The sequence below is a fragment of the Epibacterium sp. HA2-3 genome (genome assembly GCF_055693725.2).
Genome location: NZ_CM172490.1, coordinates 1,302,273 through 1,319,299, shown reverse-complemented (window position 1 = coordinate 1,319,299; position 17,027 = coordinate 1,302,273). Strand labels below are relative to the sequence as shown.

The 17,027-nt window shown below is 60.0% G+C and carries 12 protein-coding genes; 3 read left to right on the top strand and 9 right to left on the bottom strand.

Features of this window, described 5'->3' with window-relative positions; all coding sequences use genetic code 11:
- Positions 1-16: 16 nt before the first annotated feature.
- A complete protein-coding gene (gene typA, locus ACZ1HH_RS06090) occupies positions 17-1,837 on the top strand; it encodes a translational GTPase TypA (RefSeq protein ID WP_011538574.1) in 1,821 nt (606 codons plus the stop codon).
- Between the two features lie 69 nt (positions 1,838-1,906).
- Here typA and ACZ1HH_RS06085 read toward each other — a convergent pair whose 3' ends face one another.
- From ACZ1HH_RS06085 to recA, 5 genes are all read right to left on the bottom strand, one after another.
- Complete coding sequence (locus tag ACZ1HH_RS06085; RefSeq protein WP_472636146.1) at positions 1,907-2,683, bottom strand: class II glutamine amidotransferase; 777 nt, start codon at positions 2,681-2,683, stop codon at positions 1,907-1,909.
- A gap of 119 nt (positions 2,684-2,802) precedes the next feature.
- On the bottom strand, positions 2,803-3,090 hold the full coding sequence (locus tag ACZ1HH_RS06080) for a DUF1330 domain-containing protein (RefSeq protein ID WP_011538572.1): 288 nt from the start codon (positions 3,088-3,090) through the stop codon (positions 2,803-2,805).
- A 6-nt stretch (positions 3,091-3,096) separates the two neighbouring features.
- On the bottom strand, positions 3,097-5,751 hold the full coding sequence (gene alaS / locus ACZ1HH_RS06075; protein WP_472636145.1) for an alanine--tRNA ligase: 2,655 nt from the start codon (positions 5,749-5,751) through the stop codon (positions 3,097-3,099).
- A gap of 118 nt (positions 5,752-5,869) precedes the next feature.
- On the bottom strand, positions 5,870-6,418 hold the full coding sequence (locus ACZ1HH_RS06070) for a hypothetical protein (protein ID WP_472636144.1): 549 nt from the start codon (positions 6,416-6,418) through the stop codon (positions 5,870-5,872).
- 2 nt (positions 6,419-6,420) lie between these two features.
- Positions 6,421-7,494 (bottom strand): recombinase RecA, encoded by a 1,074-nt coding sequence (gene recA, locus ACZ1HH_RS06065; protein WP_011538569.1) that lies wholly within the window; start codon positions 7,492-7,494, stop codon positions 6,421-6,423.
- Positions 7,495-7,689: 195 nt separating this feature from the next.
- On the opposite strand from recA, the gene ACZ1HH_RS06060 reads away from it, so the two are divergent.
- Positions 7,690-8,286, top strand: coding sequence for a gamma-glutamyl kinase (locus tag ACZ1HH_RS06060; protein ID WP_472636143.1), 597 nt, complete (start codon positions 7,690-7,692; stop codon positions 8,284-8,286).
- Positions 8,287-8,316: 30 nt separating this feature from the next.
- Here ACZ1HH_RS06060 and ACZ1HH_RS06055 read toward each other — a convergent pair whose 3' ends face one another.
- From ACZ1HH_RS06055 to ACZ1HH_RS06040, 4 genes are all read right to left on the bottom strand, one after another.
- Positions 8,317-10,626, bottom strand: coding sequence for an ATP-binding response regulator (locus ACZ1HH_RS06055; RefSeq protein WP_472636142.1), 2,310 nt, complete (start codon positions 10,624-10,626; stop codon positions 8,317-8,319).
- Between the two features lie 96 nt (positions 10,627-10,722).
- Complete coding sequence (locus ACZ1HH_RS06050) at positions 10,723-11,898, bottom strand: RsmB/NOP family class I SAM-dependent RNA methyltransferase (protein WP_472636141.1); 1,176 nt, start codon at positions 11,896-11,898, stop codon at positions 10,723-10,725.
- 134 nt (positions 11,899-12,032) lie between these two features.
- The gene (locus ACZ1HH_RS06045) at positions 12,033-14,078 is read right to left on the bottom strand and encodes an ASKHA domain-containing protein (RefSeq protein WP_487320428.1); all 2,046 of its coding nucleotides are present in this window, start codon (positions 14,076-14,078) and stop codon (positions 12,033-12,035) included.
- A 121-nt stretch (positions 14,079-14,199) separates the two neighbouring features.
- Positions 14,200-15,348, bottom strand: coding sequence for a CaiB/BaiF CoA transferase family protein (locus ACZ1HH_RS06040; RefSeq protein ID WP_487320427.1), 1,149 nt, complete (start codon positions 15,346-15,348; stop codon positions 14,200-14,202).
- A gap of 186 nt (positions 15,349-15,534) precedes the next feature.
- On the opposite strand from ACZ1HH_RS06040, the gene guaB reads away from it, so the two are divergent.
- Complete coding sequence (guaB, locus tag ACZ1HH_RS06035) at positions 15,535-16,983, top strand: IMP dehydrogenase (RefSeq protein WP_416368373.1); 1,449 nt, start codon at positions 15,535-15,537, stop codon at positions 16,981-16,983.
- Positions 16,984-17,027: the final 44 nt, after the last annotated feature.

Genomic DNA, 17,027 nt, shown 5'->3' with positions numbered 1-17,027 from the left:
ATCAAAGGCATACCTCATGGACCTGCGCAATATTGCGATCATCGCGCACGTTGACCACGGCAAAACCACTCTGGTTGACGAGCTTCTGAAACAATCCGGCGCCTTTCGCGAAAACCAGGCCGTGGCTGAACGCGCCATGGACTCCAACGATCTGGAACGCGAGCGCGGCATCACCATCCTGGCCAAAGCCACCTCGGTGGAATGGAACGGCACGCGGATCAACATCGTCGACACTCCCGGCCACGCCGACTTTGGTGGCGAAGTAGAACGCATCCTCTCTATGGTGGACGGTGTTGTTCTGCTTGTGGACGCCGCCGAAGGCCCGATGCCGCAGACCAAATTCGTGACCTCGAAAGCGCTTGCGCTGGGCCTTCGCCCGATCGTTGTGCTGAACAAGGTCGACAAGCCCGATGCCGAGCCCGACCGCGCGCTCGACGAGTGTTTTGACTTGTTTGCAAACCTCGGTGCGGATGACGATCAGCTCGACTTCCCCTCCATGTATGCGTCCGGCCGCTCCGGCTGGGCCGATATGGAACTGGATGGTCCGCGCAAGGATCTCTCGGCGCTGTTTGACCTCATCGTGAAGCACGTCCCCGCGCCCAAGCAGATCGCGCAGAAGGATGAACCCTTCCGCATGCTCGCAACCACGCTCGGCTCCGACCCTTTCATGGGCCGCATCCTGACCGGTCGTGTGGAAAGCGGCACGCTCAAGGTGGGCGACAGCCTCAAGGCGCTGACTCGTGAGGGCGAGCTGATCGAGAACTTCCGCGCCACCAAGATCCTCGCGTTCCGTGGTCTGGCCCAGCAGCCAATCGATCTCGCCGAAGCCGGCGACATCGTGACCATCGCCGGCATGGCAAAGGCCACCGTTGCGGATTCGCTCGTGGACACCTCCGTCACCGAAGCCCTGCCCGCCCAGCCGATCGATCCGCCGACGATCACCGTGACCTTTGGCATCAACGACAGCCCGCTGGCGGGTCGTGATGGCAAGAAAGTCCAGTCGCGCGTGATCCGGGATCGCCTCCTGAAAGAGGCCGAGCTCAATGTCGCCATCGAGGTCACCGACACCCCCGGCGGTGAGGCCTTTGAGGTCGCAGGTCGTGGCGAATTGCAGATGGGCGTTCTAATCGAGAACATGCGCCGCGAGGGCTTTGAACTCTCTATTTCGCGCCCGCAGGTTCTGTTCAAAGAAGAGAACGGTCAGCGCATGGAGCCGGTTGAGGAAGCCACCATTGACGTGGATGACGAATACTCCGGCGTGGTGATTGAAAAGCTTACCGGCAACCGCAAGGGCGAGCTCGTAGAGATGAAGCCCGCCGGTGCAGGCAAGACCCGCATCATCGCGCATGTGCCGTCGCGTGGCCTGATCGGCTATCACGGCGAGTTCCTGACCGACACCCGCGGCACTGGCGTTCTGAACCGCGTGTTCCATGGCTGGACTCCGCACAAGGGCGCCATCCCGGGCCGTCGCGCGGGCGTTCTGATCTCCATGGAGAACGGTCAATCCGTGGCCTATGCGCTGTGGAACCTCGAAGAACGCGGCAAAATGTTCATCGGCGCACAAGCCGACGTTTACACCGGCATGATCATTGGCGAGCACAGCCGCGACAATGATCTTGAGGTGAACCCGCTCAAGGGAAAGAAGCTCACCAACGTGCGGGCCTCTGGCTCTGATGACGCCGTGCGCCTGACCACGCCCGTCACGCTCTCGCTGGAAGAGGCGATTGCCTATATCAACGACGACGAGCTGGTCGAAGTGACGCCGAACTCCGTGCGTCTGCGCAAGCGCTACCTCGATCCGCATGAGCGCAAGCGGATGGCCAAGGCAAACAGCTGATCGCCCCCCTCAGAAATGCAAAAAGGCCCGGTCAAAACTGACCGGGCCTTTTCATTTGAGCGCTTGGTATCAGAATTGAGGAACAAAGTCCTCGATCTCCGTGTCATCAGCCGTGAAACGGCAGAAAGATCCTGCGGGAACTGCTTCCCAGCATTCGCCTTTGTGGAGGGGCTCGGACACCACGAGCCGCCCGGTGCCATCTGCGCTTTTGCTGCTGTAGACCGTGGGTGCCAGGTGATCCGAGGCATAGCGCACCGCATAGAGTGCGCCGCCGCAGCTGAAGGCCGCGCCAATCCGCATGTGGGGTGTGTGACCAAACTCTCTGCTCAACGCCTCCAGCCTGCCGACTGCGCGCTGCATGGCGCCCTTGGGGTCCTCGTAGAGCCCTTCCGCTATGGCGATCAGGAACAGCGCTTCGCTATCCGTCGCCCCCTTTCGCGCAGAATAAAGCTCATCCGGGATCATCATATCGGCGCGACGGCGAAAGTTTTCAAACCCGCCCACCTGACCGTTGTGCATGAAGGACCAGCACCCATGGGTGAAGGGATGACAGTTATTGCGACTGGTCGCGGTTCCGGTTGAGGCGCGCACATGCGCCAGAAACAACCCGGAGCGCACCTGATAGGTGATCGACTTCAGGTTCGGATCGGACCAGGCCGGGTGGGTGTCGCGATAAAGCCCCGGTTCCTCGCGGCTGTCATACCAGGCGATCCCAAACCCGTCGGCATTGGTTTGTGTTTTGCACTCAAAGGCGTGGACAGATTGCGCGACCAGCGAATGCTCGGGCTTGCACACGACTTCGTCCAGATGGACGGGGGGACCAATATAGGCGGCCCAACGGCACATGATGTTCTCCTCAACTCGTCTGGCTATTCTCTCACCCAGACGTCAAGGTGCTGTTAATCACGAAAAAGGGCCACGCGAAACGCGCAGCCCAATCTTCTGTTTTGCACAGGTTTTACGCCTCAGGCGCTGGTTTCGACAACCATCAGCTCACGTTCGGAGGCATCGCGTGCGTGGCTCAGCGCCTCTTGGTATTCGGGGCTGTTGTAGCAGTCGACTGCGGCCTCAACGCTGGGGAACTTTGCAACCACATTGCGCGGACGCTCCTTGCCCTCGAGCTGCACAAAGCGGCCTCCCCGGGCGATGAACTCTCCGCCATGTTTCGCAATCGCTGGCCCGGCAAGCTCGGCGTATTTTCCATACGCGTCGGCATCGGTGACGGTTACATGAGCAATCCAAAGAGCTGGCATGATGTCTTATCCTTTCAAAAGAGCTTCGGCAGCCTTGATGGCCTCGTCGGCGCCGGAGAAATCCTTACCGCCGCCCTGCGCCATGTCGGGACGACCACCGCCCCCTTTGCCGCCCACAGCTGGCACAGCCGCCTTGAGCACATCCACAGCAGAAATTTCGCCGGTCAGATCATCGGTGACCCCGGCAGCAACGGCGACCTTGCCGTCATCCTCGGCAATCAGCAGGATCACGCCAGAGCCGATTTTCTGCTTATGCGCATCGATCAGCCCACGCAGATCCTTGCCCGATACCCCCTGCAGAGCCTGACCGAGGAAGGTCTTGCCGCCGATCTCTTTGGTTTCAGCACCGCCACCGGCGCCGTCGCCCATGGCGATCTGCTGCTTGAGGGTCGCAATCTCGTTCTGCAGGGCCTTGCGCTCGTCCATAAGCGCCTTCAGCCGTTCCATCACATCCGCAGGCTGTGCCTTGAGCGAGGCGGCAACCTCAGCCATACGCCCGGCTTCGCGTTCCAGATGCGCAAAAGCGGCCGCGCCCGTGAGCGCCTCGATCCGGCGCACGCCAGCCGAGGATGCGCTGTCACCCAAGATCACAAAGGTGCCAATGTCACCAGTCTGTTTCACATGGGTGCCACCGCAGAGTTCGATGGAGTAGGTTTCGCCATCCGCACCCTTGCCAGTCGGTGCGCGCCCCATGGAGACAACGCGAACCTCTTCGCCGTATTTCTCACCAAAGAGCGCCTGAGCGCCCAGGGCGCGGGCATCATCGGGCGTCATGATGCGGGTGCTTACGGCCGAGTTTTGGCGAATGAAATCATTCACTTCTGCGGAGATCTTCGACAAGTCCTCTGCGCTTACCGCCTTGTTGTGACTAAAGTCAAAGCGCAGACGATCTGCGGCGTTGAGCGAGCCTTTCTGGGCGACGTGATCGCCAAGCGCATTGCGCAGCGCCTCGTGCAGCAGGTGGGTGGCAGAGTGGTTCGCCCGGATCTGGCTGCGGCGGGCGTGGTCGACTTCAAGCAACGAATTGTCACCAGTTTTCACCTCTCCTTTTACAAGTTTGGCAAAATGTATGATCAGCCCTTCGAATTTCTTTGTGTCGGAAATCTCGATATGGTTGTGCCCTACCGAAATTATTCCGCGGTCCCCCACTTGTCCGCCACTTTCCGCATAAAAGGGTGTCTGGTTCAAAACTAGCTCGAACTCCTGTCCTTCACTAGCCGAATCAAACCTCTCTCCATCAGCAATGATTGCAAGGATCTGTCCCTCGGCAGTTTCGGTTTCATACCCCAAGAATTCGGTTGGACCGAATTCATCAACTATATCGAAGTAAGTCTTTGCATCCATGCGTGAGGCGTCCAGACCCAACCCCCCGGCGCGCGACTGCTCTTTCTGGGCTTTCATCGCGGCGTCAAAGCCGTCGGTGTCCACCTCGATGCCCTTCGCACGCAACGCATCCTGGGTGAGGTCAAGCGGGAAACCGAAGGTATCATAGAGCTTGAAGGCCGTCTCGCCCGGCAGGACATCGCCTTTTTCAAGATCACCGGACGCATCGTCCAGGAGCTTAAGGCCGCGATCCAAGGTCTTGAGAAAACGGGTTTCTTCCTGCTCGAAGGTCTCTTCAATGAGCGCCTGCCCCTGACCCAGTTCCGGATAGGCCGCTCCCATCTGGCTCACGAGCGCGGGCACCAGCTTGTGCATCACCGGATCGGTCGCCCCCAAGAGAGAAGCATGGCGCATCGCGCGGCGCATGATGCGGCGGAGCACATAGCCCCGTCCCTCGTTGGAGGGCAGCACACCTTCGGCAATCAGGAACGAACAGGAGCGCAGATGATCCGCAATCACCCGGTGATGCACGTTCTGGTCACCATAGGGCTCGCTCTTGGTCACCGTGGCCGAGGCCTCGATGAGATATTTGAAAAGATCGGTCTCATAGTTGTCATGGGTGCCCTGCAAAAGAGCCGCAATCCGCTCCAGCCCCATGCCGGTGTCGATCGACTGCATGTCGAGGTCCACCATGGATCCATCCGCAAAGCGCTCGTTCTGCATAAAAACGAGGTTCCAGATTTCGATGAACCGGTCGCCATCTTCCTCGGGCGAGCCCGGAGGGCCACCCCAGATGTGATCGCCGTGGTCATAGAAAATCTCGGTGCAGGGACCACAGGGGCCCGTGTCGCCCATCTGCCAGAAGTTGTCAGAGGTCGCAATCCGAATGATCCGCTCCTCCGGGACGCCTACTTTCTTCCAGATTTCAAAGGCTTCGTCGTCTGTGTGATAGACGGTCGTGTAGAGTTTATCCTTGGGAATATCAAACTCGCCGGTGATCAGCTCCCAAGCAAAGGGGATCGCCTCGTTTTTGAAATAATCCCCAAAGGAGAAGTTGCCGAGCATCTCGAAAAACGTGTGATGGCGGGCGGTATAGCCGACATTGTCGAGGTCATTGTGCTTGCCGCCAGCACGCACACATTTTTGCGCCGTGGTGGCGCGGACATAGTCACGCCGGTCCACACCGGTGAAGCAATTTTTGAATTGCACCATGCCGGAGTTGGTGAACATGAGCGTCGGGTCATTGCGCGGAACCAACGGGCTGGAATCCACGACCTCATGGCCCTGCTTTGCAAAGTAGTTCAGAAAGGTCGACCGGATGTCGTTCAAGCTGGGCATGTCAACGCGGCTCTCTAGATGTGATTGGAACAGTCCAAAGCGGTTTATCGCGCCCATGCAGGGCTGTCCACCGCCCAAGTTGCCTGGCGCATATTCCCAAGGAAAACAGTGGGGTTGGTCACTGTTTTTTGATCATAAGATCCCCGGTTTGAAAGCGTCCAGCCTGCGCGACGGAACAGAGAATACCGCGCAGCCGCAATGCGCGGTATTCTGGCCGGTTCACCCAATCCTTTGCCGCGACACCATAGCGGGTTTTCCATTTTACGCAGCCATCGTTGAACACATCCGACACCCTCAACAGCGCGCTGCCCACCTGCAGCAGCTGCCCCACGGGGAGGTTTTCTTCGGACAGATCCATATCGACGATAAATGTATCGCCCGGATGGGGCACCTCTTCCCGGTGACGCCAGACCAGATCCAGCACCCGCTTTGACAGGATGCAGACCTGAATGCCCGGATGGGCGCTGCCGTCGTCCAATTGCAGCCAAGGTCGGCTCGACCAGCGTTCGCCGGGAATGCCGCCCTCGGGGGTGACAGTAATCTCATCCACAAAGTGGCGCTGATTATAGCCGGGACGCAGGCACAACATGGAAATGGCCGCCCGATCCTTCGGGGCGGCCATCACATGCGGCAGCGCCGCATCAAGTTCCTCAGCGGTGACGTGCATCGTCAGCCTTCAAACAGAACATCGTCGTCTTGCGCTTCGGGGGGCATGTCGAAATCAAGCCCATGCGCAGCGCGGATCTTGTCTTCGATCTCCAGTGCGATGCGGGAGTTTTCGCGCAGATACCCTTTGGCATTCTCGCGCCCCTGCCCGATCCGCTCGTCCCCATAAGAGAACCAGGCACCGGACTTGTTGACCACGCCTGCGGCCACACCCAGGTCGAGCAATTCGCCCATCTTGGAGATGCCTTCGCCATACATGATGTCGAATTCCACCTGTTTGAACGGCGGTGCGACCTTGTTCTTGACGACCTTCACGCGGGTGGCGTTGCCGACAACCTCGTCGCGGTCCTTGATCGACCCGATGCGGCGGATGTCCAGTCGCACCGAGGAGTAGAACTTCAGCGCGTTGCCGCCGGTGGTGGTCTCGGGCGAGCCGAACATCACGCCGATCTTCATGCGGATCTGGTTGATAAAGATCACCATGCATTTGGAGCGGCTGATGGAACCGGTGAGCTTGCGCATCGCCTGACTCATCAGGCGGGCCTGCACGCCCACGTTGCTGTCACCCATGTCGCCCTCGAGCTCTGACTTCGGGGTCAAAGCCGCCACCGAGTCGACGATCACCATGTTGACCGCACCGGAGCGCACCAGCGTGTCGGTGATCTCAAGCGCCTGTTCGCCGGTGTCGGGCTGCGAAATCAGCAGCTCGTCCAGATCGACGCCCAGCTTTTTGGCATATTGCGGGTCCAGCGCGTGTTCGGCATCCACAAAGGCGCAAACGCCGCCCTTTTTCTGCTGCTCAGCAATACAGTGCAGCGTCAGCGTGGTTTTCCCGGAGCTTTCCGGCCCGTAGATCTCGACGATCCGGCCCATCGGCAGACCACCAATGCCAAGCGCGATATCCAGCCCAAGAGAGCCGGTAGAGCTTGCCTCGATCTCTTGCAAGGCTGTGCCATCGCCGAGTTTCATGATCGAGCCCTTGCCGAACTGCCGTTCGATCTGGGCAAGCGCGCTGTCCAAGGCCTTCTGCTTGTCGCCGCTCTTCTTGTCGTCCTTCATGGTCAATAGATCCGCCATAGTACCCGTGTCCTTCTCTATGTGTCACACCCGGAGGCGGACGACAATGACTGCTTTGTTCTCCTCTTGTTCCTTATGGGGTCAAAACAAGAACATTGCAAGATGATTTCCAGTTCGTTTACGGGACTGGCAGTGTGGTTAAGGATAGGTTTACAAAGCGAAGACAGTTTGAACTATTGCCGGAGCTTTAACGTCATGATGGTATTTTACCGCGCGCGGCTGGTGCTGCTTTCGGTGCCCAAGACCGGCACAACCGCCCTGCAGAGCGCGCTGAGGCCTCATGCCGATCTGGTGATTTCCGACCCGCCAGAGCTCAAACACGCGCCGCTCTATCGCTACAATCGCTGGATCCGTCCAATGTTTGAGAAGGTCTGCGATGCCGAACTCGAAGTCGCCGCCATCATGCGCGAGCCGATCAGCTGGCTCGGCAGCTGGTACCGGTTTCGCCAACGTCCGCATCTGGACGGGCAGCCCGCATCAACCAAAGACCTCAGCTTTGATGAATTCGTGACTGACTATTGCCGCGGCAAACGACCCGCTCATGCCAATGTAGGAAGTCAGGCCAAGTTTCTGGAATCTCAGCCAAATGGCTGCCGCGTGACGCATCTCTTCGCCTATGAAGACCTCGCGCCCTTTCACGCCTTTTTGAAGGATCGTACGGGCCTAAACTATGAGACGCAGCCGGAAAATGTGAGCCCCAAGGGCGATCTAACACTTTCGGCGGCCACGGAGCAAAAATTCAAGCGCAAACACCCTGAGGAGTTTGCGCTCTATCAATCGATCACCACCTGAAGCCGGCACGCCGCACAACGCGGAGCCCGCTTACTGAAGCTGCGACTGAACAGTTTCCGTGAGCTGCGAGAGCGAGAACGGCTTGGCCAGGAAGACCGAATTCGGCACGTCCGGCTCCGCATCGCCAAAGGCCCCTTCGGAGTACCCGGACACAAAGACCACCTTGGTGCCGGGCCGCGTTTTGAGGGCTTCCCGCACCCAAGTCGGCCCATCCATCCCGGGCATGATGACATCGGTCACAAAGACATCAACGCTGAGGTTTGGATCTTCGAGCGTGTCGAGCGCCTCTTCAGCGGATTCGGCCTCAAGGACCGTATAGCCGCGCATGCGCAGCGCGCGCGATGCAAAGGCCCGAACCGGAGCTTCGTCCTCCACCAGGAGAACCACGCCTTCGCCGTGTTGTGCTGCCGGCGCCTTGATCTTGGCCGGCGCGACCGCTTCTTCGACGTCGTGTGACGCATCGCTGCGATAAACCGGGAAATAGAGCGTAAACTTGGTGCCCTGATTGAGCACGGAATCTACAAAAATGAAGCCACCAGTCTGTTTGATGATGCCATAGGCGGTGGAAAGCCCAAGCCCCGTGCCTTCGCCGGTGCGTTTGGTGGTGTAGAAGGGCTCAAACACCTTTTGAAGCTTGTCCGGCGAGATCCCTGTGCCCTCGTCGCTCACCTGGATGGTGACCCACTCGCCCGGCGGCACAACGGCGCGATCGCGTTCAAGTGCTGTGTCGAGCGCAACCACCTCGGTTTCCACGCGGATTTCGCCCCCGTGTGGCATCGCGTCCCGCGCATTCACCACGAGGTTCATCAGAACTTGTTCAAGCTGGCGTTTGTCAGCCCGAATGGAGCGCATAACCGGGTCATGGCTCAGCGTGAGCGAGACTTTCTCCCCCACCAGACGGTTCAGCAGATGGGTCAGATCCGAGAGCGTCTCGCGCACATCCAGCACTTCGGGTTGCAGGGTCTGCTTGCGCGAAAACGCGAGCAGCTGGCTCACCAAGGCAGCAGCGCGATTGGCGTTTTCATGGATCTGGATCAGATCACCATAATCCTGATCGCCCTGATCGTGACGCAGTAAAAGCAGGTCGCAATGCCCTGAAATCGCAGTCAAAAGATTGTTGAAATCATGTGCCACGCCGCCGGCGAGCTGACCGATCGCCTGCATCTTCTGGCTTTGAACAAATTGCGCCTCAAGGGTTTTCAGCTCGGTTGCATCGTTCAGAACCGCCAGCAATAGCGTCTCGCCATCCTCGATGATCCGCGTGAGCGTCACCTGCACAAAGACTTCCTTGTCGTCGCGTGACACCCGCAGGAACTCGGACTTATGCGGCGCAAGCCCCTTGGACGTTTCTTGCAGCCAATCGTTCATGGGGCGGCCAAGGCCCTCCATCAATTGCCCCAACTGCACGCCTTCGGCTTCTTCGATGCCCAAAAGCCGCATGGCCATGCGGTTGACCGCCATCACCTCACCACCCGCGCGAACCTTGAGGAGCGGCACCGGCAGGCTCTCGAACCCGGTATGAGGCCCACTGTCCTCGACAACGGCTTTCATGAAGTAGATTTCGCTGCGTCCCTGGCCGCGCGCGTGTTCGCTGACCAGCACCTCAACGGGGCCGCTTTTGGTCATGATCGTGTTGATCCGCCCCGGGATCACCGGCAGTGACGTAAAGAGCCGCTCTGTCGATTTCACGCGCTCTCCGATCAGGCTGCGCGCGGATTCGTTCATGAACAGGACGGCGCCCGTGCGTCCAACCGAGATCATCGGCACCGGGCTGGCATCCGCCGTGCGCCCGGAGGGGCGTTCGCCCATGTCCTCAACTCGCCACAAGAAGCTGCCATTGGCCATCTCATGCACCGCAATGCGGACGTTTCCACGCCGCGTCACGATGTCCTCGCGGGCCGACCCTTCGAGCTTGGCACGGCTCTGCAAACGGAAGAGCACAGCGGACGGATTGGCCAGAACCGAGCGCAATGTGCCCGAGATCGTATCACTTTCGCTGCCCTCAAATCGCTTGAGCGCAGCGGTGTTGCAGGCATGGATCACCCCGTCCTCGTCGGTGACGAAGCTGGCGGATGCGTCCTTGTCGATAAAGCCCGTCAGCAACTCGCTCGCCATCGTGCGCGCGCCCATGCGGACCCGGGTCTGTATCAAGATCATCGCAGAGACACCGCCCAGCGTCAGCCCGACCGCCACCAGCGCCCGCCCGATCCACTCCGGCACCGGCAACAGCCACGGCAACACGATCAACAGCGCCGATAGCAGAAAGGTCGCCGCCAAGCGCGCCTGCTCCGGCGTCTGGATCTTCAGGCTGGGGGCAATCGAAGAAGAGCGACCAATCATTACGGCTCCGTTAACAGTCTTATTGACGCACTATCATGACACGGATGGTTAAAGCGAGGTTAACCACAGCGCCGAAATGCGAAACTTTACAATCGTTTATTCTGTGCCATTCCGCCGAAACACCGATACGTAAAATCCGTCTGTTCCACTATGCACATGCCATGCCGTTTCAGACAAGTGCGCCCAGCCGGTGTGCCGCTCCTGAAAGCGCTGTGTCTGCTGGCTGTTTTCCACATCCAGCATCGAACAGGTCGCAAAGGCTAGGACGCCCCCCGGCGCGACGCGTTGAGCAGCTTCATCCAGAATTCGGGCCTGCAGCGCTACGGTGTCATCAAGTGTGTCCTGCGTGAGGCGCCACTTACCCTCGGGATCACGCCTCCAAGATCCGCTACCACTGCAGGGCGCATCACAGAGCACGAGGTCAAACGGCGCCTGCGTTACAAGCTCCTCGGAGGTAAGGCAGCGAATATCCGCCCCCGCCCGCATGGCGCGTTCGGGAATGTCGCGCATGCGTCGTGGGTCTGCATCATGCGCACAGACCTCAGCCTGGGTCTGTGCCGCAATCGCCAGAGCCTTGCCTCCACCGCCGGAACAATAGTCCAATATCCTCGGGGCATTTTGCACTGGCAGCTTATCGACGACTGCCTGACTGGCAGCGTCCTGCAATTCCACAAAGCCTTGCAGGTAGCTTTCTGCGTTTTTTATGCGGCGCGCGCCCTCTGTCACGGTCAGGGCGGTCGGCGAGGCTGGATGCGGCTCTGTGGCAATGCCCTCCCGCGTGAGCCGCTCGATGGCGTTGTCGCGATCTCCTTTCAAAAGGTTCACCCGCAGATGAACTGCCGCTCGAGACCTGAGCGCGGTTGCCGCTGCAATCGCCTCAGTGCCGAGACTGCGTGAAAACACGGGCCAGAGCCACTCCGGGATATCATGACGCTCTGCGTCGCTGTGAAATTCGGGCGCGATGCTCTGTTCGGCGGCGCTGAGGGCGGACGGCGCATGCCCTTCACCGTGAAAGAGGGCCGCCGGATCAAGCCCTTGATCCTTGCAAGCGCCAAGCATCAAGCCCCGTCCGGTCTCACTTCCCCCCAGAACCGCATAGGATCGGCGGCACCGAAGCGCCTGATAGACGTGATCGCGCACCGCGGCGCGGTCTTTTGATCCGGCAAATCGACTGCGCCGCGCCCAGTTGGTCAGGGTCTTTTCCACCGCCTGACCCGTGAGGATTTCATCGAGAATTTCAATAGCCGCCTGTACACGCGCACCCGGTGTCATATTTGCATCCGCTCCAGAGACGCCATGCAGATTGCCGGCGCGGTTTCCGTTTGGATGCCTCTCTAACGCCCGCGCCGGGCACGCCACAAGCGGTTTCAACACCGATGGCGATGACCCGAGGCGTGTGCTATTCCTCAGCCGCCGCGGCGCCTGCGCCGACCACCGCTGCGGGCGGCGTCTGCCCCGGCGGAGTTGAAGCTCACCTCCGGCAGGCTCACCACGCTTTGCAGGATCGGGAAAGGCTCGGCGGAGTTCGGAATTGCAGAAGCATTGACAAAATGCTCCTGGAAACGTGGCTCGACAGCGGTTTCGACTTTCTCGATCTTGCGCACGGTATCTTCGATCTCTTGACGCGCGTCAGTGTTGAGGAGCGCAATCCGCGCGCCCGTTCCCGCCGCGTTGCCTGCGCTTGTCACCTTGTCGAGGGGGCAATCGGGGATCATGCCCAGCACCATCGCATGTTTGGCCGAGATATGCGCGCCAAAGGCCCCCGCGAGAACCACGCGGTCCACCTGATCCACGCCGATCTTGTCCATCAGCAGCCGCGCCCCGGAATAGAGCGCCGCCTTGGCCATCTGGATCGCCCGGATGTCGGGATTGGTGACTGTAATGCGTGGCCCCCCCTCTGCGGTTGCGTCCCACAGGAGATAGGCATTGGTGCGACCTTCGGGGACACACCGCGCGCTTCCGGTCTGCTCGGCGGATCCGATCAGACCAGAGGCATCCAGAACACCAGCCAGCCGCATCTCTGCGATGGCTTCGATGATGCCAGAGCCGCAGATGCCAGTTATCCCGGTGGTTGCGATGCTCTGTTCAAACCCGTCCTGATCCGACCAGATCTCGGACCCGATGACACGGAACCGGGGCTCTTTGGTGACGGGATCGATCTCGACACGTTCGATGGCACCGGGGGCTGCACGCTGACCGGAGGAAATCTGCGCCCCCTCAAAGGCAGGGCCCGTTGGCGAAGAGCACGCCAGCACTTTATCCTTGTTTCCCAGGAGGATCTCGGCATTTGTTCCCACATCGACAACGAGCACGAGGTCATCGGATTTATCCGGTGCCTCAGAGAGGGCGACGGCCGCTGCATCCGCGCCGACGTGTCCCGCGATACAGGGCAACAGATAGATCCGCGCCGCACGGTGAAGTTTCAGATCCAGATCGCGTGCTTGCAGCGCCAAGGCGTCCGATGTGGCCAGCGCAAAGGGTGCCTGTCCAAGTTCAAAGGGATCGATTCCGAGAAACAGGTGATGCATGACGGGGTTGCAGACAAAGACCGCGTCCATGATCAGCCCCTGATCAATCTGCGCCTCTTCTGAAATCTGCGAAAAGAGCGCGTTCATCCCTTCACGCACGGCGCGGGTCATCTCCAGATCACCGCCCTTGTTCATCATCGCATAGGACACCCGGCTCATCAGATCTTCGCCAAAGCGGATCTGCGGGTTCATGATCCCCGAGGACGCCAGAACCTCGCCGGTTTTGAGATCGCACAGATGCGCCGCAATGGTGGTAGAGCCAAGGTCCACCGCCAGCCCGTAGACCGTACCTTCATAGTAGCCCGGCCAGATCTGCATGATGCGCGCGGGCGCGGTCTCAGTCCCCAGTTGCACCGCGACCGTCACCGTCCAGCCGCCTTTGCGCAGGGTCGGCTGCAGCTCTCTAAGAACCTCAAAATCGGCTTTTACGCCCTTGATATTCCACTGCTTCTCAAGCCCCTCACACAGACGCTCCAAGTCGCCGGTGGGCTTGTGCATATCCGGTTCTTCTACCTCGACATAATACAGGCGGATTGAGGGGTTCATGACGATGTCGCGCGCCTCGACCCGCTTGCGAACCACTTGTTTGTGGACCTGGCTCTCGGCCGGGACGTCGATCACCACGTCTTTTTCGATCTTCGCCTGACAGCCCAGACGGCGCCCGTCGATCAGGCCGCGCTTGTCCTTATAGCGCTGCTCGACCTTGTTCCATTCCGACAGGGCGTCATCGGCCACGGTGACACCGTGTTTCGAGAATTCACCATAAGACGGCGTGATCTGGCATTTGGAGCAGATGCCCCGCCCACCACAAACGGAATCAAGATCGACCCCCAGCTGGCGCGCCGCCGTCAGCACCGGAGTGCCAACTGGAAAACGTCCGCGTTTGCCGGAGGGGGTGAACACGACGAGGGGATCGTTCGACATGTCTTTAGCCTTTAATTCTGCGCAGTTGATGCGAAGCATATGGCAGTTTCAGGCGCGAGAACGTCGAACACCGCCGTTTTCTGTTCCAACGGCGGCATTTGCGCAAAATACCCGAGAGACCTCAGGCCTCTCTCAGCCACGTCAGGATCTCTTCGCGATTCTCGTCCAGCTTGGGCGCGGCGGGGCGGGTGCTTGGGTCCTTGAGCGCGCTCATCTTGATCGGGTTGCCTGCCGCCACATAGGCCGGGTTTCCGTCCCGATCGAGCACATCCACCACCATGTTTCGCGCCCGGATCTGCGGGTCCTCCAGCACCTCGGCCACATTCTGTATCGGCCCTGTGGGCACCCCAGCTTTGGTCAGTAGGTCGATCCAGTGCCGTTTGCCATGCTCCAGTGTAACTGCTTCTATCAACCGCTTGAGAAGGCGCGCATTTTCGCATCTTGCGGGATTGGTGGCAAAGCGCTCATCCTGCGCAATGGGCAACTCCAATGCCTCGCAGAGCCGGGCAAACAGAACGTCATTTCCTGCCGCGATTACAAACAGCCCATCTGCCGCATGAAAGGTCTCAAACGGGGTGATCGAGGGATGTCTTGCCCCCGAGGGCCGGGGGGCCTCGCCGCTGATGGTGGTCAGTGCAATTGCATGTTCCAGCATGGCGAGTTGGCAATCGAGCATGGCAATGTCGATCTTTTGCCCTTCGCCGGTTTTCTCGCGCTGCAACAGGGCGGCCAGGATCCCTTGCGCCAGAAACATACCGGCGGCGATGTCTCCGATAGAGGCGCCCACGCGCACAGGTTCGCGGTCTCGTTCACCGGTGATCGACATCACGCCGCCCCGGGCCTGCACCACCATGTCATAGGCCGGGCGCTGGCTGTCGGGACCACTGTGACCAAAGCCGGAAACCGCACCATAGATGAGCTTGGGGTACTTTGGCTGAAGGTCATCCCAACCATATCCGAGGCGTTCCATCACACCGGGGCGATAGTTCTCAAGAACCACATCCGATTTTTGAAGTAGCTCTTCAAAAACAATACGGTCCTTGGCATTCTTGAGGTCGAGCGCGATGCTTTCCTTGCCATGATTGATGGTTGCAAAATAGGCGCTCTCGCCGTCTTTGAACGGCGGAAAGGCGCGGGTGTCGTCACCAACGCCAGGGCGTTCCACCTTGATGACCCGCGCGCCAAGATCCGAAAGCGTCATGGAGGCATAGGGCCCGGCAAGAACATGTGTGAGGTCGAGAATGATCAATCCGTCGAGGGGGGCTAACATAGGAGTCTCCGCGCGTTTTCCATATGCCTACCCAATACCCGGCCATTCCAACACCTCTTTGATCTGCATCAGCCACCGGGGCGAAGACCGCCGCGATGCGGCGAAAAATGTCGCGCCCCCCTTCCCCCTTTTGCGGAACTGTGCAATAGGGTCACCGCCAAACGGTGTTTTGCATGGGGAAGACAGATGCAGATTCGTGAGGCTCTCACCTTTGACGATGTTTTGCTGGTTCCGGCCGCATCCAGTGTACTGCCAAATACGGCGGACACGCGCACGCGGGTGACCCGTGCTATCTCGCTCAATATCCCGCTGCTGAGTTCGGCAATGGACACGGTCACGGAATCGCGCATGGCGATCACCATGGCGCAGGCCGGTGGCATGGGCGTGATCCACAAGAACCTCGACATCGAGGAGCAGGCCCGTCAGGTGCGTCGCGTGAAGCGTTTCGAGAGCGGCATCGTCTACAACCCCATCACCCTGCGCGCCGACCAGACGCTGGCAGATGCAAAAGCACTGCAAGAGCGCTATCGCGTCACCGGGTTCCCGGTTGTGGATGACAGCGGCCGTGTGGTCGGGATCGTGACCAATCGCGACATGCGCTTTGCCTCCGATGACAAGACGCCGGTTTCGGTGATGATGACCTCTGACAATCTTGCAATGCTGCAAGAACCGGCAGAGCGCGACGAGGCGATCTCTTTGATGAAGGCGCGGCGGATCGAGAAGCTGCTCGTGACCGACAAGGACGGCAAGCTGACGGGCCTCTTGACCCTCAAGGACACCGAACAGGCCGTCCTGAACCCGACAGCGGTGAAAGACGACCTGGGCCGCCTTCGTGTTGCAGCAGCAAGCTCCGTCGGGGATAGCGGGTTCGAGCGTTCCGAGGCGTTGATTGACGCGGGCGTCGACGTGGTTGTGGTCGATACAGCCCACGGCCACTCCGCTGGCGTGATCGAAGCCGTGAAACGCATCAAGGCGCTATCGAGCGATGTTCAGGTCATCGCAGGCAACGTCGCCACCGCGGCCGCAACACGGGCGCTCATCGATGCGGGCGCGGATGCGGTCAAGGTCGGCATTGGTCCGGGCTCCATCTGCACCACCCGCATGGTGGCCGGCGTCGGCGTGCCTCAGCTGACGGCCATCATGGATTGCGCAAGCGCTGCGGGCGATACGCCTGTAATTGCGGATGGTGGCATCAAGTTCTCTGGTGACTTTGCCAAGGCCATCGCGGCTGGCGCCTCTTGCGCTATGGTAGGGTCGATGATTGCGGGCACCGACGAGTCGCCCGGCGAAGTCATTCTCTACCAGGGCCGCTCTTTCAAATCCTATCGCGGCATGGGCTCCATGGGTGCGATGGCGCGCGGGTCTGCGGATCGCTATTTCCAGAAAGACGCTGCCAGCGACAAGCTGGTGCCCGAAGGTATCGAAGGCCAGGTTCCGTATAAGGGCGCCGCTGGCGCAGTGATCCACCAGCTCGTCGGCGGCCTGCGTGCAGCCATGGGCTATACCGGCTGCGCCACGGTCGATGACATGCGCACCTCTTGTGAATTTGTTCGCATCACGGGCGCAGGCCTCAAAGAGAGCCACGTGCACGATGTGCAGATCACCCGCGAATCCCCGAACTACCGGATCGGCTGATCGCTCCAAATCACAGACAAAGAAAGAGCCGGAACCCACTGAGG

What these genes read in the sequence shown, in the direction of transcription:
- recA (WP_011538569.1), bottom strand. Translation starts at nt 7,494, where the DNA reads ATGGCGGATCTATTGACCATGAAGGACGACAAGAAGAGCGGCGACAAG.
- guaB (WP_416368373.1), top strand. Translation starts at nt 15,535, where the DNA reads ATGCAGATTCGTGAGGCTCTCACCTTTGACGATGTTTTGCTGGTTCCG.
- ACZ1HH_RS06045 (WP_487320428.1), bottom strand. Translation starts at nt 14,078, where the DNA reads ATGTCGAACGATCCCCTCGTCGTGTTCACCCCCTCCGGCAAACGCGGA.
- ACZ1HH_RS06055 (WP_472636142.1), bottom strand. Translation starts at nt 10,626, where the DNA reads ATGATTGGTCGCTCTTCTTCGATTGCCCCCAGCCTGAAGATCCAGACG.
- ACZ1HH_RS06060 (WP_472636143.1), top strand. Translation starts at nt 7,690, where the DNA reads ATGATGGTATTTTACCGCGCGCGGCTGGTGCTGCTTTCGGTGCCCAAG.
- ACZ1HH_RS06050 (WP_472636141.1), bottom strand. Translation starts at nt 11,898, where the DNA reads ATGACACCGGGTGCGCGTGTACAGGCGGCTATTGAAATTCTCGATGAA.
- ACZ1HH_RS06080 (WP_011538572.1), bottom strand. Translation starts at nt 3,090, where the DNA reads ATGCCAGCTCTTTGGATTGCTCATGTAACCGTCACCGATGCCGACGCG.
- ACZ1HH_RS06085 (WP_472636146.1), bottom strand. Translation starts at nt 2,683, where the DNA reads ATGTGCCGTTGGGCCGCCTATATTGGTCCCCCCGTCCATCTGGACGAA.
- ACZ1HH_RS06040 (WP_487320427.1), bottom strand. Translation starts at nt 15,348, where the DNA reads ATGTTAGCCCCCCTCGACGGATTGATCATTCTCGACCTCACACATGTT.
- typA (WP_011538574.1), top strand. Translation starts at nt 17, where the DNA reads ATGGACCTGCGCAATATTGCGATCATCGCGCACGTTGACCACGGCAAA.
- ACZ1HH_RS06070 (WP_472636144.1), bottom strand. Translation starts at nt 6,418, where the DNA reads ATGCACGTCACCGCTGAGGAACTTGATGCGGCGCTGCCGCATGTGATG.
- alaS (WP_472636145.1), bottom strand. Translation starts at nt 5,751, where the DNA reads ATGCCCAGCTTGAACGACATCCGGTCGACCTTTCTGAACTACTTTGCA.